We start from the raw sequence: 20,253 nt of genomic DNA, 5'->3' as shown, positions 1-20,253 counted from the left end.
AGGCGTCATTCTGCTCAAGAGGGCACGGCATCGACTCGCCGCCGCAGCTGCCAGATCGAGAGGATCAGCACCGACAGACCGATCCAGCCACTCCACTGTTGATGCAGCAGGAAGCCTCCGGTGCCGAGCAGGCCGCCAAACAACACACCACAGGCCAGCACGAAGCGCCGCAGCATGGTCGGCAACGACTCCATCGGCATGACGCCGAAGCGCTGGCGCAGGCGGGACCACCCGGGGCCCGGAGGACGCACCGTCCGCACAAACCGCTCCAAAACAGCGTCCGATTCCGGCGGTGTGCTCAGCATCACCGTCAACCAGACCACAGCGGAGAGACCGGTGATCACCGCAATGCGAACCCCGTAATCCTCGATACGAACCAGGGGCACCACCGAGGTGAACACCCCAACGAAGAAGCCGCAGAGCATCGCCGACAGCTCCGCCGCGGCATTCACGCGCCACCAGAACCAGCGCAGCACCAGAACCACACCGGGACCGGACCCGATCGCGATCACCAGCCGAAACACCGTGCCGATGCTGTCGCTGATCAAAGCGGTGATCACCCCAAGAACGAGCAGCAGAACCGTGGTGAGTTGTCCCACCAGCAACAGCTCCCGCGAACCGGCAGAGGGGCGAACAAAGCGCTGATAGAGGTCGTGGGTGAGGTAGCTGGCTCCCCAGTTCACCGAGGTGCTCACGGTGCTCATGAACGCCGCCACCAGAGAGATCACCACCAGGCCGAGCGCCACCGGGGGCAGCAGTTGCACGGCCAGGGCTGGATAGCCGAGCTCAAGATCAGCGCCAGCCGGCAACAACACCAGGGCCGCCAGCGCGACCACGATCCAGAGCCAGCTGCGCACGAGGTAATTCACCACCAGAAACACCCAACCCGCCAGCCGCGCCTGCTGCTCATCGCGGGTGGCCAGCATGCGCTGGATGAACTCGCCACCCCCATCGCTGCGGCGGAAACTCCACCACTGCACAGCGATGTAAGCCGTGAACATCGGGATGCTGATGCCGCTGCCCTGCAACCAGTGGAAGCCCGCGTCATCCCAGGTCCAGGGCACCAGAGACAGCAGCTCCGGCCGCTGCAGCGCCTGCAGTTGTTCCAACAACGCGGTCATCCCTCCTGCGGCATGGAGGGCAGCCGCAGCCACGGCCAGGGCACCTGCCAACGCCACCACAAGCTGGACCAGATCGGTGACCACGACGGCCCAGAGCCCACCGGCCACGGTGTAACTCATCACAAGCAGAGCCACGACCATCAGGAGCCAGACCGTGTCCGTCAGTCCCAGTGCTGCGGGTTGACCCGACACCAGCCCAAGCGCTTCCACCACCTTGCGGAGGGCGAGAAAGGCATAGCCGATGCCGATGCAGTTCACCGGCACGGCCAGCAGGAAAGCCTTGATGCCGCGCAACCAAGCCGCCGCCGCTCCGCCATAGCGCAGCTCGGTGAAGGCGGCGTCGGTGAGCACACCGCTGCGGCGCCAAAGGGGTGCGAAGACAACAGCCATGGCCACGTGGGCCAAACCAAAGCTCCACCACTCCCAGTTGCCCGCCAGGCCGCGGGCACCCACCAGACCGGCGACGTAAAGCGGCGTATCGATGGAGAAGGTGGTGGCCGCCATCGAGGCGCCGGCCAACCAACCGTTCAGACGACGGCCAGCAACGAAATAATCCGCCTCGCCGCTGTTGCGGCGGGCCAGCCACAACCCCAACACCAGGGTGAGAACGAGGTAAGCAGCGAGAAGCAGCCAATCGATCGCTGTCATGCGCAGACCCTGTTCCTCAGCAGTCTGCTGAGGGAAAGAGCATCAGCCCACCCGTCAGCTGCCGGATGAATTGGGGGCCATCTGCTGACGCCGGAGCTGACCGCAAGCTGCATTTTGATCGAGCCCCCGGCTGGCCCTGAGGCTCACGGCAACACCGCGCCGCTCCAACACACGACGAAACGCCTCGATCCGCTGCGGCGTTGGTCGTTTGAACTCCTCCTCCTCAATCGGGTTGTAGGCGATCAGGTTCACGTGGCTCTGGAAACCACCAACGCGATCCGCCAGCTCTGCGGCGTGCTCGGGCTGATCGTTGAGTTCACCGAGCAGGATGTACTCAAAACTCACCCGCCGACCGGTCACCTCCAGATAGTGACGGCAATCCCCGAGCAAAGCCTCATAGGGGTAGGCATGGGCTGTGGGAATCAGCTCCTCGCGCAGCCGCTGGTTGGGGGCATGGAGGCTCACCGCCAGGGTGAACTGGGCGCGGCCCAGCCGCTGCATGGCCAGTTCCGCGAGTTGCGGCAAGGTTTTCGGAACACCCACCGTGCTGACGGTGATGCGCCGTTGGCCGATGCCGAGATCATCATTGAGGCAGCGGATCGCCTCCAGCACAGCGCTGCTGTTGAGCAAGGGCTCGCCCATGCCCATGAACACGATGTGAGAAGGACGACGGTCCATCGCCTCACGCACACTCAGCACCTGATCCACGATTTCGTGGGTCTGAAGTGAACGCTGCAATCCCCCTTTGCCGGTGGCACAGAAGCGGCAGGCCATGGGACAACCCACCTGGCTGGACACACAGACGGTGAGGCGTTGGTCGGTGGGAATCCCGACCGTTTCGATGGTTTCGCCGTCCTCGGTGGAGAGGAGCAATTTGGTGGTGGCATCCGTGGCCACCGAACGATGCACTTCCCTCAGCCGGCCCACATCAATACCGTCCTCCAACAAGGCGGCACGCCAGGTCTTGGGGAAGACCGTGATGTCGGCCAGGGATCGAGCCCCCTTGGCATAGATCCAGTCATGCAGCTGACGGCCGCGGAACGGCTTCTGCCCCTGGGCGACGGCCCAGTCCTGCAGCTCGGCCGCGCTGCGACCCAGCAGAGCCTGGGTCACCAGATCAGCAGACCATGGCCAAGCTTGATCTCCACCGCCATCAGAGCGATGAAGCCAAGCATGGCCAGACGTCCATTCAGCCGCTCGGTATGGGTGTGGAACCCATATTTGGGCAGGCGTCTCTTGGGGATCTCAGTGGGCTCAAGCATGGAAGGGGCTGCAATGGTGAACGATTGAGCGGAGCTCATTCGTCAGAGAGCAGGCCTTCTTCCTGAAGACCCTCAACGGCTTCAGCATCGACCACCTGCTCTTCCTTCAGCTCATTGTCGGCGTCGGGACGGGTGAACGCGGCGAAATTGCTCGCCGAAGGGTCGATGTTGTGGCGGGTGCGAGTGGCCTCGAGATCGGCGTCACTGGGGTCATCCAGCACCGCACTGGCGCTGGCCGCAGGGGGCATGTCGACGGTGTAGTCGGGACGCAGGTTCTGCATGCGGCGGTAGCCGGCCGGGTCCTCCGAAAGGATGTCGGGGTGGGGGCCAGCCTCCTTCTGCAGCTCCTCTTCGAAGCCGCTGAAGCCGGTACCTGCAGGAATCAGGCGACCGATGATCACGTTCTCCTTGAGACCACGCAGCCAGTCGCTCTTGCCCTCGATGGCGGCTTCGGTGAGCACCCGGGTCGTCTCCTGGAAGGAGGCGGCGGAGATGAAACTGTCGGTGTTGAGCGACGCCTTGGTGATACCCAGCAGAACCGGGGTGAACTCGGCGGGAGCGCCACCGGTGATCGCCATGGCCTGGTTGGTGTCTTCCACCTGACGCAGTTCGATCAGCTCACCGGGCAACAGGGTGGTGTCGCCGGCATCTTCGACCCGCACCTTGCTGGTCATCTGACGGACGATCACCTCGATGTGCTTGTCGTCAATCGAGACGCCCTGGGACTTGTAGACGTTCTGAACCTCAGTCACCAGACGGTGCTGCAGATTGGCGATCGCCTCCTGGGCGGCCTCCATCAGAGGCTTGCGGCTGCGCAGATCTTCGAAGTAGCACTCGAGCAACTCGTGGGGGTTGATCGGGCCATCGGTCAGCAGTTCACCAGCGGTGACCTGTTGGCCATCGCTCACCATGATGTTGCGGCCGAGCAGGATCGGATATTCACCGATGGCGTCATCGGATTCGATCACGTTGACGGCGAGGGACTCGTCGTCTTCACCCTGCTTGATCTCAACGGTGCCAGGCTTCTTGCAGAGAATCGCGGATTCACGGGGGCGACGGGCCTCCAGCAATTCCTCGATTCGGGGCAGACCCTGAACGATGTCACCGGTCTTCTGGCGTTCGAACACCAGCAGGGCCAGGCCATCACCGCGCTGCACCAGATCTCCATCACGCACGTGCAGGACAGAGTCGGGCGACACCATGTAGGGACGTCCCAGACGCAGGGTGACGCTGTTGCCGCTGACGGCCTCGATCTCACCACAGCAGGTGGCGGTTTCGCCGTCGGCAAGGGCATCGCCATCGACAATCCGCTGACCGACGCTCACCACCGGCTTGCCGGAGGTGCTCAGGGTGGTGGTGTCTTCGGGGCGTTCCACGATCATCCGACGCACCGGGTCGGCTTCCGTGGCTTCAGGCAACTGCGCCAGACCGGCCTGCTTGCAGAGGATCTGCGTGGTGGCGACCACATCGCCAGCCTTCACAGACACGCCATCTTCGACCTGCAGCTCGGTGTGGGTTGAGCCGTGGCTGGAGTCGGACATGGTGTCGCGACGCACCAGGATCGACTCGAGGATCACAAGGCGCAGACGGGAAATGGTCTTGGCCCGCTTGTCGGGAGCCTTCTCCACATCCACCGTCATCTGCGGGGTGGTGTCGAAGGTCTCGAGCAGCAGCTGGGTCTTGAGCAGCTCCACACCTTCAACGGACTTGATCAGTTCGTTGTCCTTGAACGCCAGACGCTGGGTGGCCTTGATGCCGAGGTGAGGACCATTGGCCTGCTTCACATGGGACAGCTCAGGCAGCTGGGCCTCGTTGGGAATGGTGTACTCCTCAACCGGACGCAGCAGCAGACCCTTGCCTTCGGGGGTCTCCACCGTCTGCACGTACTTCATCGTGTCAACGGACAGCCCCTTGGCGATGTCCTCGCCGGGGTTGACCATCTGGCCATCACCCTCGAAACGCTCCAGCGCCTTGGCATCGGTGCAGAGGTGGAACTCACCACTGCGGACGATGATTTCGCGCAGGATGTCGTTCTTCTGGGTGACGGTGACGATGCCCGCGGTCTGGCTGAAGATGTCTTTGACAACCTCGGTGCCGGCCTCGATCCACTGACCGTCGGTGATCATCAACAGGGAGATGTCCTTGTTGATTTCGTGGGTCTCCTGGGGGATCCACAGCAAGGTGCCGCCCTTGTTGACCTCGTAACCGTTCTTGGCGGAACGGGCCTTCTTGATCGCCAAACCAGGGGCAAACTTCACCAGACCACCGGTGCCGGTGCGGAAGCGGTCATCAGCCAGTTCAGCGATGACCTCACCGGAACCGATCTTGCTGCCGGGGATGGTGTTGAGGCGGTAACGGGTGCCGTCTTTGGCCTCGAGGTTCCAGATCTCACCGGAGTGGGTGGACTCCTCGAGCAGTTTGAAGTCCTTGAGGGTCATCGCCGTGGTGACGATCTGCACCTCACGGGAATCACCGATGGAGTCGCGCAGGCGCACTTCACCGCCGTACTCACTGCGCTGGCTGGCTTCGGCCAGCACCTGACCCTCAGTGACCTGGGTCTCGCTACCGACCACGGGCTGAGCGTTGGGCGGCAGGTTGTAGACGTCGCCGGAAAGCACCCACATCCGGCCGAGACGCTGGGCCTTCAGGGTGATGTTGCCCTGGCGGTCGGTGACCTCACGGGGCTGGATCGCCTCCTCGTAACGCACCTGGCCAGCCAGGTCGCAGATCACGTCCTTGGTGGCCTTCTCCACACTCTTCTTGATCGCACCAGCGGCGATCTGCGCCACGGTGACGTCGGCATCGATGTCAGCACCGTTGTCGACGAACAACAGGGAGCCGTTGGTGATCTCGATCTTCTGGGCCTTGCCCTTGCCGGACGGCTTGATCGTGAGGTTGAAATCAACCTCAGCCTGTTGGGCGTTCACACCGTGGGGGGTGCGGTAGGGACGCACCCGCGCCTTGCTGCCGAACTCGACAGTTCCAGCCACCTTGGAGCGAACCACACCGGTTTCAGCGGTGGACACACCACCGGTGTGGAAGGTCCGCATGGTGAGCTGGGTTCCAGGCTCACCGATCGACTGGGCCGCGATGATGCCGACGGCTTCACCCAGGTCGACCAATTCGTTGTGGGCCAGCGCCCACCCGTAGCACTTGCGGCAAACGGAACGGTTGGCTTCACAGGTGAGCGGCGAACGCACACTCACGGCCTTGACGCCAGCGGCCTCGAAGGACTTGGACAGCGGCGGATCGATTTCGGTGTCGCGCTCAGCCAGCACCTCGCCATCGGCATTCACCACCTGGGCAGCGGTCAGGCGACCCACAAGCCGGCTGCCGAATTTGCCGTCCTCAGCGTCCACCACGATGTGGCGGGTCGTACCGCAGTCGTCCTCACGGACGATCACATCTTGGGCAACGTCCACCAGACGACGGGTGAGGTAACCGGAGTCGGCGGTGCGTAGCGCCGTATCCACCAGACCCTTCCGGGCGCCATAGGAGGAGATGACGTACTCGGTGACCGTCAGACCCTCACGGAAGTTGGTGCGGATCGGAAGGTCAATGATTTCACCCTGCGGGTTGGCCATCAGGCCGCGCATGCCCACCAGCTGACGCACCTGGGACATGTTTCCCCGGGCACCGGAGTTGGCCATCATCCACACCGAGTTCAGCGGTGCGTTCTCGTCAAAGTTCTTTTTGACGGCATCCACCAGACGCTCGTTGGTCTCGGTCCAGGTGTCGATCACCTTGGTGTGACGCTCCACCTCGGTGATTTCACCCAGGCGATAGCGCTCTTCGGTGGCCGTGATCTGTTCCTCGGCCTGGCCCAGCAGATCCTTCTTCGCCTCGGGCACCTTGAGGTCGTCGACGGAGATCGACACAGCCGCCTGGGTGGCGTACTTGAAGCCAAGATCCTTGAGGTTGTCGGCCATGGCCGACGTCACCGCCGTGCCGTGGTTCTTGTAGGACCAGGCGACGAGCTGCTTGAGGGCCCGCTTGTCGATGACCTGGTTGCGGAACGGCGGTGGGGTCTTCGAGAGCGGACGCGATGCGCTCACGGGAGCCTCTTTGGCGGCCTTGGAGGCCTTGCTGGATTTGGACTTGCGGGATTTCGAGGACGAGGTCATGGCTGCGCGCGGATCAGGAGTTAAGGAGGAAGGACGTCTGGCTTGATTCAGGCGGCGGCCACCGCGTCGATGATCGTGTGATTCATCACCACGCGGCCCACAGTGGTGAGGATGTAGCGGCTGATCAGGGCACCGTCTTCATCGAAACGGTCGCGGCGGTAGCTCCACTCTTCGATGCGCGTGCCATCGCTGAGGGATTCGCTCTTGCTGGGCGCATCCAGCTCTTCATCGTCCTGAACTTCACCGTTGAAGCGGACCCACACCCAGTCGTGCAGACCGATCCGGTTGTCTTCGAAGGCGTGGATGACATCCTCCAGACCCGCGAACGTGCAGCTGCGATCGCCGAAGTCGGGCTTGGAGACACCGGGTTGAAGCGCGGTCAGGTAGTAGGAGCCCAGCACCATGTCCTGGGACGGGGTGATGATCGGCTCACCGGTCGCAGGCGACAGAATGTTGTTGCTGGCCAGCATCAGCATGCGGGCCTCGGTCTGCGCCTCTATGGCCAGGGGCACGTGAACGGCCATCTGGTCACCGTCAAAGTCAGCGTTGAAGGCTGGGCAGACGAGGGGGTGCAGCTGAATGGCACGGCCATCCACCAGCTTGGGTTCGAAGGCCTGAATGCCGAGACGGTGCAGGGTTGGAGCACGGTTCAGCAGGATCGGATGGCCGTCGATCACCTCTTGCAGCACCTGCATCACTTCATCGTCGGCCCGCTGAATCAGCTTCTTGGCCGCCTTGATGTTGTTGACGATGTTCTGGCGGATCAGGCGGTGGATCACGAAGGGCTGGAACAGCTCGATCGCCATCTCCTTGGGCAGACCGCACTGGTGCATCTTCAGCTTCGGACCCACCACGATCACGGAACGACCGGAGTAGTCGACCCGCTTACCCAGGAGGTTCTGACGGAAGCGGCCCTGCTTGCCTTCAATGATGTCGCTCAGTGACTTGAGCGGACGGTTGTTGGCACCCACCACGGTGCGACCGCGACGACCGTTGTCGATCAGGGCGTCGACGGCCTCCTGCAGCATCCGCTTCTCGTTGCGGACGATGATTTCAGGGGCCAGGATTTCCTGGAGCCTCGCCAGACGGTTGTTGCGGTTGATCACCCGCCGGTAGAGATCGTTGAGATCGCTGGTGGCGAAACGACCACCATCGAGCTGCACCATCGGGCGCAGGTCGGGCGGAATCACCGGGATCACATCCAGCACCATCCACTCGGGACGAGCGTTGGTGGCGATGAAGTTGTCGATCACGCGCAGACGCTTGATCAACTTGGCGCGCTTTTGACCCTTGCTGCCGTTGATCTCCTCCCGCAGCTGCTCAGCCACTTCATCGAGGGTGAGGTCTTCCAGCAGTTGCTTGAGGGCCTCGGCGCCGATGCCCACCACGGGCTCGTTCTCGATCTCGGAATCTTCGGCGTAGATCTCGTCTTCAATTTCCAGCCACTCGTCTTCGGTGAGCAGCTGCTTGTACTTCAGGTCCTTGTGGTCGCCGGGATCCAGCACCACGTAGCAGTTGAAGTAAACGATCTGCTCCACATCCCGCAGGGGCATGTCGAGCAGGATGGCCACGTAGCTGGGGATCCCCTTCAGGTACCAGACGTGGGAGACAGGGGCCGCCAGCTTGATGAAGCCCATGCGGTGACGACGCACGCGGCTCTCGGTGACCTCCACACCGCAGCGTTCACAAACGATGCCCCGGTGACGCACCCGCTTGTACTTGCCGCAGTGGCATTCCCAGTCTTTGGACGGGCCAAAGATCTTTTCGCAGAACAGCCCGTCCATCTCAGGCTTGAGAGTGCGGTAGTTGATGGTCTCCGGCTTGGTGACCTCACCGACCACCTGACCGTTAGGCAGGGTGCGCTGTCCCCACTCCATCACCCGATCGGGTGAGGCGAGGGTGATCTTGACGTAATCGAAGTGGTTCTCGGTGCGGAGGTTGCTGTTGGTCATTGACGGTTAAGGAAGAAGGAGCGGGGAATCGGTTCGTTCGTTGATCCGTCAGTCCTCGTCGTAATCCGCGACGCCGAGGGATTCGTAGGTGGGCCTGCTGGGGGTGCTGCGACGTGGGTTCACGTCCTGCATCAGATCCACTTCCTTGCCTTCGTCGGTGTAGACGGCGATGTCCAGACCCAGGGACTGAAGCTCGCGCATCAGCACCTTGAAGGATTCCGGTGTACCCGGGCGGGGAATCGGTTTGCCCTTGACGATGGCGTTGAGGGCCTCGTTGCGGCCCTGCATGTCGTCGGACTTGACCGTGAGCAGTTCCTGCAGGGTGTATGCGGCGCCATAGGCCTCGAGGGCCCACACCTCCATCTCACCCAGACGCTGACCACCTTGCTGTGCCTTACCGCCCAGGGGCTGCTGGGTGACCAGGGAGTAGGGGCCGGTGGAACGGGCGTGAATCTTGTCGTCCACCAGGTGAACCAGCTTGAGGAAGTGGGAGTAACCCACGGCCACGGGCTGATCGAAGGGCAGACCGGTGCGGCCATCCCTCAGCTGCAGCTTGCCGGGATCCTCAGGGTCGTACACCCAACCCTTGCCGGGCTGCTTGGCGGCTTCCTTGAGGAAGGTCTCGACGGTCTGCTGGGACTTCTCAGCACCGTGCATCTCATCGAAGGGAACAATGCGCACGCGGCAATCCAGGTTGGACGCGGCCCAACCCATCAGCAGCTCGAACACCTGACCCACATTCATCCGGCTCGGCACACCCAGGGGGTTGAGCACGATGTCGACCGGGGTGCCGTCGGGCAGATAGGGCATGTCCTCCCGAGGAAGGATGCGGCTGATGATGCCCTTGTTGCCGTGGCGGCCAGCCATCTTGTCGCCGACCTGGATCTTGCGGCGCTGGGCCACATACACCCGAACCACCATGTTGGCGCCGGGGGGCAGCTCATCACCCTGTTCACGGGTGTAGATGCGCACATCCACAACGCGGCCACGCTCGGTGCCGGGCACCCGCAGGGAGTTGTCGCGCACGTCGCGCGCCTTCTCACCGAAGATCGCGCGCAGTAGCTTCTCTTCCGGCGGCTGATCGGATTCACCCTTGGGCGTCACCTTGCCCACGAGGATGTCGCCGCTTTCAACGAAAGCGCCCACGCGGATGATGCCCATCTCGTCGAGGTTGCCCAGGCTTTCCTCAGCGACGTTGGGAATTTCGCGGGTGATCTCCTCAGGTCCGAGCTTGGTCTGACGCGCTTCGATCTCGTACTTCTCGATGTGAACCGAGGTGTAGAGGTCGTCGGTAACCAGACGCTCGCTGACCAGCAGCGCGTCCTCGTAGTTGTAACCCTCCCAGGGCATGTAAGCGATCAGAACGTTCTGACCCAGGGCGATCTCACCGCCTTCACAGGCGGAACCATCCGCCATCACCTGGCCGACAATCACCGGATCACCGCAGCGGACGATCGGGCGCTGGTTCAGGCAGGTGTCCTGGTTGGAGCGCTGATACTTCTGCAAGAAGTGGGTGTGGTCGTTGCCGTCCTCGTCCTGAACAACGATGGCGTTGGCATCCACATAGGTAACGGTGCCATTCACCCGGGAGATCGGCACCATGCCGGAGTCGCGGGCCACCTGGGTTTCCAGGCCGGTTCCCACTAGGGCACGCTCAGGACGCAGCAACGGCACAGCCTGACGCTGCATGTTGGAGCCCATCAGGGCGCGGTTGGCGTCGTCGTGCTCCAGGAAGGGGATCAGGGACGTTGCCACGGAGATCACCTGCACCGGTGAAAGGGCGACGTAGTCGACCTGCTCAGGGGGGACCTTCTCGAAGTCCTGGCGGTAACGCACAGGAATCAGATCCGCCGAGATCCGGCCGTCGTCCTCGGTGGCCACATCACCAGGGGCGACGCGCACTTCGTCTTCCCGGTCGGCAGACAGGTAGATCGGATCGCCATCCTTCAGAACGACACCGTTCTCCACCTTCCAGAACGGCGTTTCGATGAAGCCGTACTCGTTGACCCGGGCGTGGGTGGCCAGGGAGTTGATCAGACCGGCGTTGGGGCCTTCCGGCGTCTCAATCGGGCAGAGACGGCCGTAGTGGGAAGGGTGAATGTCGCGGACGGCGAAGCCGGCACGCTCACGGGTGAGACCGCCGGGTCCAAGGGCCGAGATGCGGCGCTTGTGGGTGAGCTCAGCCAGAGGGTTGGTCTGGTCCATGAACTGGCTCAGCTGGCTGGAGCCGAAGAACTCCTTGATCGCCGCCACCAGGGGCTTGGGGTTCACCAACTGGGCCGGGGTCAGCGAATCGGTTTCGCCGACGGTCATCCGTTCCTTGATGATCCGCTCAAGACGGTTCAAACCCACCCGAACCTGGTTCTGCAGGAGTTCGCCCACGGAACGTACGCGGCGGTTGCCGAGGTGATCGATGTCGTCGAGGCTGGCGCCGCCGACATCCAGTTCCAGGTTGATCAGGTAATCGAGCGTGGAGAGCACGTCCTCATGGGTGAGGGTGCGCACCGTGTCGGGGATGGTGAGGCGCAGCTTCTTGTTGATCTTGTAGCGGCCGACCCGACCGAGGTCGTAGCGCTTGGGATCGAAGAAACGGGTCTGCAGCAGCTGCTGACCGCCACTCACTGAGGGGGGTTCACCCGGACGGAGTTTCTTGTAGAGCTCAAGCAGCGCTTGGTCTTCCGAACTGATGCCCTCGTCGTTGGCGGCATCAATGGACTTCTTGTAGAACTCGGGGTGACGCAGCTTGTCGAGCACGTCGTTGTCAGACAGACCCATGGCACGCATGAGCACGTGCGCGTTGATCTTGCGGGTCTTGTCCACACGAACGTGGAGCAAGTCGTTCTTATCTGTCTCAAACTTCAGCCAGGCACCCCGGTTGGGGATGACGCTGGCGTTGTAAGTACGCCGGCCGTTCTTGTCCATTTCATCCTTGAAATAGACACCGGGGCTGCGCACGATCTGGTTCACGATCACGCGCTCAGCGCCGTTGATGATGAACGTGCCGCGCTCGGTCATCAGCGGCAGTTCGCCGATGAAGACCTCCTGCTCCTTGATCTCACCGGTCTCCTTGTTAACCAGGCGGCAGGTCACATACATCTGTGACGCGAAAGTCGCATCACGGCGCTTGGCCTCTTCCACATCGTGGCGGGGGCGCTTCAGGCGGTACTCGCTACCGATGAAGTGCAGCTCCAGCTTGCCGGTGTAATCCGTGATCGGAGAGAAGCTTTCCAGCTCCTCGATCAGACCTTGATCCAAAAACCACTTAAAGCTGGCCCGCTGCACCTCCACCAGATCAGGGAGGTAGGTGGCGGTCTTGGCGACCTGAATCGCGCTGCTGCTCATGCGGGGACCGGCAGAGAGGACGAAGGGACTGGGGAGGACTGGATTGGCGGCAGAAGCTCACCTGACAGGACGATTCGACACAACAGCGGCACCGACGGTTTCCAAGACGGAACCGACAGCGCCGCTGCTGCTGTTCAGAAATCGCGGGTCAGATCAGCTGACGACGACAAGTGCACCGGAAGGAAATGGACGCTTCAGGCACCACACACAAGACGGAATCCTGCGCATGGCCAGACCAATACAACATCTTACATATGGACTCGACACCCTTGGAACTCCGGTTAAGGGAGTCCGAACAAACGCCGGGCGTTGGCGGTGCTGCTGCAGGCCACGCTGTCGAGATCCACGCCGCGCAGCTCAGCCACCCGCGTGGCAACGGAAGCCACGAAGGCGGGCTCGTTGCGCTTGCCGCGGCGAGGCACAGGGGCCAGGAAGGGGCAATCGGTTTCCACCAGAAAACGATCCTCCGGCACCTGACGGGCGCAGTCGTGGGTGGGCTCCGCCTTGGGGAAGGTGACGGTGCCGCTGAAGCTGATGTAGAAGCCGAGCTCCAGGAACTGGTGCATTTCATCGGGGGTACCGCCCCAGCAATGCATCACCCCTCCGGGGCAACGGCCCTGCGCCTTTCGGGCCCGCAGTTCCTCCAGCATCGGCTCGGCGGCATCCCGGCAGTGAATGATCACCGGCAGGTTCAACTCCACCGCTAGGTCCAATTGAGGGCGCAGCACAGCAAGCTGCTCCTCGAGATTCTTGTCTCGGAAGAGATCGAGGCCGAGCTCGCCGATGGCGACCACCCGATTGTCCTCCAGAGCTGCCCGGCGCAGCACCGCCACCGTGTCATCCCGCCAATGCTCGGTGTCCAGTGGATGGACGCCGACGGAATAACGCATCTCCGGGAATCGATCCGCCAGGGCGCGGATCGCCGGGATTTCGGAGGGTTCGACGCAGGCGTGCAGCAGTGCACCAACCCCAACCTCACGCCAGCGTGAGGCCACCTCATCGAGGTCGTCGTCAAAGTTGCGGAAGACGATGTGACAGTGGCTGTCAATCAACGTCGGGGTGAGGGACACAGCTGGGCCGAAACGCGCTTTCGGCCCATTCTGCCGGTTGAAACCGAATCAGCTGGCGGGCTCGAGCACCTTGCGCACGGCCGCACTGAGGCGGGACTTCTGGTTGGCACCGTTGTTGCGGTGCAGCACACCCACCTTCACGGCCTTGTCGATCTTGCTGAAGGCGGCACGCATGGAGGTCTGCACGCTGGCCTTGGCTTCATCACCAGGGGTGGCGCTGTAGGCGTCACAGGCGGCGAAGCAGCGCTTCATCAGGGTGCGCATCGACGACTTGTAGGTGCGGTTGCGCAGACGGTTGCGCTCAGCAATCTCAATCCGCTTCTTGGCTGACTTGTTATTGGCCACTGAGGCTTCAACGTTGCGAACAATCCAGCACCTTACTCCTTGACAGGACCCCCTTCCCTGGGTTGTGGAGTCCTAACTTGACCGAACTCTCCCACTGTTCCTTTGTCTGTGAGCCAGCCGGCCGTTGCTCCCCTTCGCATCGTGCGGGATCTGGACCGGGCCCAGACGGAGCTGAAACGGTTGTCGAGCCGCACCACACAAACCCAGCAGGGTGAAGCCCGTGAGCGGGTTGAATCCATTCTCACAGCGGTGCGCGACCGCGGTGATGCCGCCATTGCCGACTTCACCGAACGGTTCGATGGCTTCCGGCCCGAACCAATGGCGGTGTGCCCCGAGGCCCTCGAACAGGCCTGGACGTCGCTGCCGACCAACCTGCGGGATGCCCTAGAGCTGGCCCATCGCCGCATCACCGACTTTCACCAACGCCAACGTCCCGCCGATCTGGCGGTGACGGGCCCCCACGGCGAACAGCTTGGGCGGCGCTGGCGGCCGGTGGAGCGGGCGGGTCTTTACGTGCCGGGAGGTCGGGCGGCTTACCCCAGCACCGTGCTGATGAATGCGGTGCCAGCCCGGGTCGCCGGCGTCAAAGACGTGGTGATCTGTTCCCCCGCCGGACGTGATGGTGCGGTGAACCCCGTGGTACTGGCAGCGGCCCACCTGGCCGGCGTGAAAACGGTGTTCCGCCTCGGAGGTGCCCAGGCTGTTGCCGCCATGGCCTACGGCAGCGAGAGCGTGCCCAAGGTGGATGTGATCAGTGGCCCCGGAAACCTCTACGTCACCCTGGCGAAACAGGCGGTGTACGGCCAGGTGGCCATCGATTCCCTGGCGGGACCGAGCGAAGTGCTGGTGATCGCAGACCACTCCGCCAAGCCCGATCAGGTGGCAGCAGATCTGTTGGCGCAGGCGGAGCATGACCCCCTGGCGGCGGCGGTACTGATCACCACCGACCCTGCTCTGGCCGACGGAATCAACGCCGCAGTGGCCGAACAGCTGGCCGATCACCCCCGCCAGGAGATCTGCGAAGCCGCTCTGCGGGACTGGGGGCTGGTGGTGGTCTGCAACGACCTGGAAAGCTGTGCCCGCCTTAGCGACAGCTTCGCCCCCGAACACCTGGAGCTGCTGGTGGAGCGGCCCGAGCCGCTGGCGGATCGCATTCAGAACGCCGGAGCAATTTTCCTGGGCCCATGGTCCCCGGAAGCGGTGGGGGATTACCTGGCAGGCCCGAACCACACATTGCCCACCTGTGGAGCCGCGCGTTTCAGCGGGGCCCTCAGTGTTGAGACCTTCATGCGCCACACCTCGCTGATCGGTTTCAACCGGGCTGCCCTGGAAGCAACGGGTTCAGCTGTGCAGGAGCTGGCCAGCAGTGAAGGCCTGCACAGCCACGCTGAATCGGTGCGGCGGCGCCTCAGCTGAGGCGCTTCTCCAGGCTGCGGACACCCGCCACACCATCGGTGATCTCACCGACCAGCACCTCATCGGTGATGTTGACGAACAGGCCGTTCTCCAGCACACCGGGAATGTTGTTGATCGTCTGCTCCAGGGCCACTGGATCGCTGATGCCGCCGTCGAGCTTGGCGTCCAGCACCAGGTTGCCCTGATCGGTGACCACAGGGCCGGCCTTGCGCTGGGCCATGCGCAGCTCAGCGCTGCCCCCGAGGGCTTCCAGCTGCTGCTTCACCTGGCGCCAGGCCCCGGGGAGCACTTCCACCGGCAGCAGAAAACCGAGGTTGAGACGGTCCACCAGTTTGGTGGAGTCCACCACCGCCACAAACCGATCCGCCCGTGCCGCCACGAGTTTCTCCTGCACGTGGCAGGCACCACCGCCCTTGATCAACTGGAAGCCAGGGTCGACTTCATCGGCACCATCGATGGCCAGATCAATCCGGCTGACGGCGTTGAGACTGAGCAGGGGAATGTTGAGCTCAGCGGCCAGCACCTCTCCTTGGAAGGACGTGGTGACACCGACGATGTCTTTGAGTTCTCCGCTGGCGAGCTTGGCCCCCAGGCCCTGAATCATCAGGGCGGCGGTGGAGCCTGATCCCAGGCCCAGCACCATGCCGTCCTTGATCTGGTCCACGGCGGCATCAGCCACCGCCTGCTTCATCTGGGTCTGTAGATCAGCCATCAGGTCACGTCCTTTGGGCGCGACCGTAGCAAGGGGTTTCAGGCCATCCCAGGCAGGGGCTCCGGTTTGACGGACAGGGTGAGCTCGCGGCCGCCCCGCAGCACTTTCAGAGGCAGGGGAACATCGATGGCGGCGGCATCCACCACCTCGAGCAGCGCCTGAGGGTCGGCAATGTCGCGCTCATCCACCGTGATCAGCAGATCGCCGCGGCGCAGTCCTGCTTTTTCGGCCGGGCCATCGGGCAGCACGGCTTGCACCAGGGCACCACTGCGTTCCGGCAGCTGCACAAGGGCATTGGGGTCCTTGTTGTGCTCGCGCGCGATGCGCGGTGTGAGGGCCACCAGTTGCAGACCGATGTAGGGGTGCACCACTTGACCCTGCTGCTGGAGCTGATCCGCCACCCGGCGGGCCAGGTTGATCGGGATGGCGAAACCGAGGCCGGCCCCAGGGCCCGACCGCACCAGGGTGTTGATGCCAATCACCTGGCCATCGCCGTTCACCAACGGCCCACCGGAATTACCGGGGTTGATGGCGGCATCGGTCTGAATCAGTTCCAGCCGTTTGTCGGCGAAGCCAAGGCTGTTGATGTTGCGGTGCAAGCTGCTGACGATGCCCAGGGTCACCGTGCGTTCCAATCCGAACGGGGTGCCGAGGGCAATCGCCCAATCGCCCACCTGCATGGCTTCCGAATCACCCAAGGGAGCCCTTGGCGGCAGTTGATCGCCCTCGAGACGCACCAGGGCCAGATCCGTCACCGCATCGGTGCCCACCACCTGGCCATCCCGCTGTTCGCCGTCGGCCAGGGTGACGCTGACGGACTCCACCCGATCCACCACATGGGCGTTGGTGAGCACAAGCCCTTTGGCATCGATCACCACACCGGAGCCTTGGCCCCGTTCCCGCTCCGGACCTGCCGGAGGGTCCCCCAGCAGGTCCCGCAGCAGGGGGTCAAGCAGCGTGGGGTCAAACGGCTGACGTTCCACGGTGCGCTCGGTATCGATCCGAACCACCGCCGGAGCCACCCGCTGAACGGCATCGGCCACAAAGCTGTGCTCCAGGGCCTGCGCTGATTCACCTTCACCGACCAGAACCGATACGGCCATCAGAACGGCCAGGAGTTGACGCAGGGCGTACCGCAACACAAGACCTTTAATTGCCTTCTTTTTATCGGATCCAGCCCGAGAAACGGTCCCTGGTCCAAATCGATCGCAATCTCAGCACCTCCATTGCGATGCGCGGTCGAGCTTGGACATTCCAGCTAACAAATCAGCAAACGCAGTTTTCGCATGCGTGCAATTCTGGCTCCAGCGGCAGCTCTGCTTGCCCTGGCTGGCCCGGTTGCCCTCACCCCTCAAGCCTCCGCGGAGAGCACAACGCTCAAGGCGATGATCTTTGAGGAGGTCAAGCCGCTGTATCAGAAGACAGATGCCGGCTACGAAGGCCTCGGGGTTGACGTTCTTGAACAGATCCGGATCCAGGCCAAGCGCCGCAAGGTGGACTACCGGGTGGCCAAGTCGGTGAACGACGGCATCGGCGCCGTGATCACCGGCAAAGCCGACATCGCCTGCGGCGTGGCCTTCACCTGGGGCCGCTCCACGCAAGTCACCTACAGCCTTCCCTTCGGCATCGGTGGCACCCGTCTGCTGATGGCCAGCGACACCACCGTCGATGGAACCCCCGCCTCACTGGAGGGACAAACCATTGGTGTGGTGAAGGACACCGCTTCCGCCCAGGTGCTGAAGAACGTGGTGCCCGGCGCCACGCTGAAGAACTTCATCACCCCCAAGGAAGCGTTGGACGCCTTCTACACAGGTGACGTCTCCATCCTGGGGGGCGGCACCCTGTGGCTGGCCGCCAACAGCCGCATCGACAAGACGGCACTGCTGCCCTTCCGTCCCTACGGCCGCTCCGGCATCAGCTGCATCGTCAACCAAAACAACGGCAAGCTGCTCTCCTCCACCAACATCGCGTTGGGCCAGATGATGCAGGCCTACATGGATGGTGATGCGGGAACGCGCCGCATGATCAACCGTTGGATCGGCCCCGGCAGTGATGTGGGCCTGAGCCAGGAATCGATCCGCTCCCTTTATGGCCTGATCCTCAGCGTCACAGCAGAAATCAACACTCCAGCGACACCAGGAATCTGACGACTCCTCGATTGCTTTTGTTCTCTGCCCATCAACAACCATGAAGCGTTCTCTGATTGCTTTTCAAGCACTGCTGGCCTCCAGCGCTGTGCTCTGCCAAACCGCCGAAGCCAGCTCCACCTACACCGCTCCCGAGCAGTTGACCGGCCAGGCCAAAGCCAACAGCATCGAAGCCCGGATTGAAGCGGTGCGGAACACCGACTGGGGCAGCCTGCTTCAGGATCCTGAGATCGAAGGTGAGCTTGTCGCCAAGAGCAAGTGGAAGAACGGCAAGGGCAAGAAATTCGGCAACAGCTACGGCAAAGGCAAGTGGGGCAACGGCAAGAGCGGCAACAAGTGGAGCAATAGCCGCAACACCTGGGGCAACGGTCGCTACTACGGCGGCTGGCGCAACGGTGGCGGTGCCTGGGGCAACGGCGGCGGCGGCTTCGTCAACTGGTGATTGTTTCCTCTCCAAACGTCGGGCCCGACCTCAACCGGTTCGGGCCCATCGGCCTCGTGGTGGTGCAGTCCACCTCGCTGTGCAACCTCGATTGCTCGTATTGCTATCTGCCGGACCGGCAGAAGAAGCGGGTCTTTGACCTGGATCTTCTGCCCCTGCTGATACAGCGAATTCTGGAAAGCCCCTATGCCGGGCCGGAATTTGCCTTGGTATGGCATGCCGGGGAACCACTCACCCTGCCCACCAGTTGGTACGACGAAGCGACGGTGATTCTTCACCACAGCCTGGAGCAGTTCAACGCCCAGGGGCTGGACTTCACCCAGCACGTGCAGACCAACGCCACGTTGATCAATGACGCGTGGTGCGACTGCTTCCGGCGCAACAAGATTGTGGTGGGCATCAGTGTGGATGGCCCGGAGGACATCCACGACGCCCACCGGCGCTTCCGCAACGGGCGCGGCTCCCACGCCATGGCCATGAAGGGGGTTGAAGCCCTGCATCGCAACGATATGCCCTTCCACTGCATCTCGGTGGTGACCGCCGATGCCATGGAGCAACCGGAGCGGATGTATCGCTTCTTCCGCGACAACGGCATCAACGACGTGGGTTTCAACGTCGAGGAGCAGGAGGGGATCAACACCAGCTCCTCAATGCAGGGGTCCGCAATGGAAGAGAAGTACCGCGACTTCCTGCGGGCCTTCTGGCGGCTCAGCGAGCAGGACGGCTATCCCGTGGTGCTGCGCGAATTCGAGCAGGTGATCAGCCTGATCCAAGGCAATGCGCGGATGACCCAGAACGAGCTGAATCGCCCGTTCTCGATCCTCAGCGTGGATTGGGAGGGCAATTTCTCCACCTTCGACCCTGAGCTGCTTTCGGTGGCCAGCGACCGCTACGGCAGCTTCAACCTTGGCAACATCAAGGATCTTTCGCTGGTGGAGTCCACCCACACCGAGCAGTTCCGTCGGCTCATGGCCGACATGACCAGCGGCGTGGAGACCTGCCACAAGAGCTGCGAGTACTTCGGCCTCTGCGGCGGTGGCAACGGCAGCAACAAGTTCTGGGAACACGGCACCCTCGCCTCCAGCGAAACCAACGCCTGCCGCTTCGGCACCCAGATCCCCACGCAAGTGCTGTTGGAGCGCTTTGAAGAAGGCCCTCCCTTGACGCCACTCACACCCAATCCATCGGGGGCTTGATGCGATCGATCGCTGTTCTGCCCCTTCCAGCAAATGGGCGAGTTTTGATGGCCACCGATCGCACAGCGGCTCTTGCGTCCACTGCTTAGGGTCGAGCCGTTTTTAAGCTTCACCCTTGAGCGAATCCGCCGCTTCACAATGCTGTGAGCTCTGCCAGGTCGTGATCGAAGACCGCCCTGGCCTTCCCGACGTGGTGACGTTCAGCAATGGCCCTCAGGGCAGCCGCACCAAACTCTGGAGCCGCGTCTGCCAGTACGTGACCGATCCGGAGCGTCGACGCCTCTGCATCAATCAGGATTCCGACGGGCGCGGCGCTGAACAGCCGGGCGACGCCTTTCCCGATGCACCGGCCATCGATCTGGGCAACAGCTGACGGCGGGCAGACGGTCCCGTACATTGAAGGTGTGTCCGACGGGCATCTCCCTGCGGGGGATCGGTCACAACTGAAATGCACGTCGGGCCGACGTCCGCCCTCA

General features: G+C 62.9%; 15 protein-coding genes. 5 read left to right on the top strand and 10 right to left on the bottom strand.

Going from position 1 to position 20,253, the window contains the following annotated elements; genetic code table 11:
* Window positions 1-14 precede the first annotated feature (14 nt).
* The 8 genes from SynRS9902_RS03905 to rpsT all read right to left on the bottom strand — a co-directional run bounded on the left by SynRS9902_RS03905 (window position 15) and on the right by rpsT (window position 13,864).
* Window positions 15-1,769: a sodium:solute symporter family protein gene (locus SynRS9902_RS03905; protein WP_186510047.1), complete on the bottom strand. Its 1,755-nt coding sequence runs from the start codon at window positions 1,767-1,769 to the stop codon at window positions 15-17.
* Between the two features lie 54 nt (window positions 1,770-1,823).
* Window positions 1,824-2,882: a 23S rRNA (adenine(2503)-C(2))-methyltransferase RlmN gene (gene rlmN / locus SynRS9902_RS03900; protein ID WP_186510046.1), complete on the bottom strand. Its 1,059-nt coding sequence runs from the start codon at window positions 2,880-2,882 to the stop codon at window positions 1,824-1,826.
* Entirely contained in the window at window positions 2,879-3,031 is a 153-nt protein-coding gene (locus tag SynRS9902_RS03895; protein WP_006850847.1) for a hypothetical protein, read from the bottom strand. Before SynRS9902_RS03895 ends, rlmN begins: the two co-directional genes overlap by 4 nt.
* A 35-nt stretch (window positions 3,032-3,066) precedes the next feature.
* Window positions 3,067-7,155 carry a DNA-directed RNA polymerase subunit beta' gene (locus SynRS9902_RS03890; RefSeq protein WP_186510045.1) on the bottom strand — a complete coding sequence of 1,363 codons (4,089 nt, stop codon included), beginning with the start codon at window positions 7,153-7,155 and terminating at the stop codon, window positions 3,067-3,069.
* 47 nt (window positions 7,156-7,202) lie between these two features.
* A complete protein-coding gene (locus SynRS9902_RS03885) occupies window positions 7,203-9,107 on the bottom strand; it encodes a DNA-directed RNA polymerase subunit gamma (protein WP_115080893.1) in 1,905 nt (634 codons plus the stop codon).
* 48 nt (window positions 9,108-9,155) lie between these two features.
* Window positions 9,156-12,449, bottom strand: coding sequence for a DNA-directed RNA polymerase subunit beta (gene rpoB / locus SynRS9902_RS03880; protein WP_038553495.1), 3,294 nt, complete (start codon window positions 12,447-12,449; stop codon window positions 9,156-9,158).
* Window positions 12,450-12,730: 281 nt separating this feature from the next.
* Window positions 12,731-13,519, bottom strand: a complete 789-nt coding sequence (locus SynRS9902_RS03875; protein WP_186510044.1) for a TatD family hydrolase — start codon at window positions 13,517-13,519, stop codon at window positions 12,731-12,733.
* A 48-nt stretch (window positions 13,520-13,567) separates the two neighbouring features.
* A complete protein-coding gene (gene rpsT, locus SynRS9902_RS03870; protein ID WP_011365018.1) occupies window positions 13,568-13,864 on the bottom strand; it encodes a 30S ribosomal protein S20 in 297 nt (98 codons plus the stop codon).
* Between the two features lie 108 nt (window positions 13,865-13,972).
* Between rpsT and hisD the strand changes: the two genes are divergently transcribed.
* Window positions 13,973-15,280 carry a histidinol dehydrogenase gene (hisD, locus tag SynRS9902_RS03865; protein WP_186510043.1) on the top strand — a complete coding sequence of 436 codons (1,308 nt, stop codon included), beginning with the start codon at window positions 13,973-13,975 and terminating at the stop codon, window positions 15,278-15,280.
* Here the strand turns inward: hisD and rpiA are convergent.
* Both rpiA and SynRS9902_RS03855 read right to left on the bottom strand, forming a co-directional pair.
* Window positions 15,273-15,992: a ribose-5-phosphate isomerase RpiA gene (gene rpiA, locus SynRS9902_RS03860; protein ID WP_186510042.1), complete on the bottom strand. Its 720-nt coding sequence runs from the start codon at window positions 15,990-15,992 to the stop codon at window positions 15,273-15,275. The two genes, hisD and rpiA, sit on opposite strands and share 8 nt — an antisense overlap.
* Window positions 15,993-16,030: 38 nt before the next feature.
* On the bottom strand, window positions 16,031-17,095 hold the full coding sequence (locus tag SynRS9902_RS03855; RefSeq protein WP_186510508.1) for a trypsin-like peptidase domain-containing protein: 1,065 nt from the start codon (window positions 17,093-17,095) through the stop codon (window positions 16,031-16,033).
* 183 nt (window positions 17,096-17,278) lie between these two features.
* Between SynRS9902_RS03855 and grrP the strand changes: the two genes are divergently transcribed.
* From grrP to SynRS9902_RS03835, 4 genes are all read left to right on the top strand, one after another.
* Window positions 17,279-18,139: an extracellular substrate binding-like orphan protein GrrP gene (gene grrP, locus SynRS9902_RS03850; RefSeq protein WP_186510041.1), complete on the top strand. Its 861-nt coding sequence runs from the start codon at window positions 17,279-17,281 to the stop codon at window positions 18,137-18,139.
* Window positions 18,140-18,179: 40 nt separating this feature from the next.
* The gene (grrA, locus tag SynRS9902_RS03845) at window positions 18,180-18,581 is read left to right on the top strand and encodes a GrrA/OscA1 family cyclophane-containing rSAM-modified RiPP (protein WP_186510040.1); all 402 of its coding nucleotides are present in this window, start codon (window positions 18,180-18,182) and stop codon (window positions 18,579-18,581) included.
* A complete protein-coding gene (gene grrM, locus SynRS9902_RS03840; protein ID WP_186510039.1) occupies window positions 18,578-19,777 on the top strand; it encodes a cyclophane-forming radical SAM/SPASM peptide maturase GrrM/OscB in 1,200 nt (399 codons plus the stop codon). Before grrA ends, grrM begins: the two co-directional genes overlap by 4 nt.
* Before the next feature lie 115 nt (window positions 19,778-19,892).
* Window positions 19,893-20,150 carry a hypothetical protein gene (locus SynRS9902_RS03835; RefSeq protein ID WP_186510038.1) on the top strand — a complete coding sequence of 86 codons (258 nt, stop codon included), beginning with the start codon at window positions 19,893-19,895 and terminating at the stop codon, window positions 20,148-20,150.
* Window positions 20,151-20,253: the final 103 nt, after the last annotated feature.

The sequence above is a fragment of the Synechococcus sp. RS9902 genome (assembly GCF_014279635.1).
In the GTDB taxonomy this organism is placed as follows: domain Bacteria; phylum Cyanobacteriota; class Cyanobacteriia; order PCC-6307; family Cyanobiaceae; genus Parasynechococcus.
The sequence above is the reverse complement of the archived record's forward strand: the minus strand, read 5'-3'. Positions and strand labels throughout refer to the sequence as shown.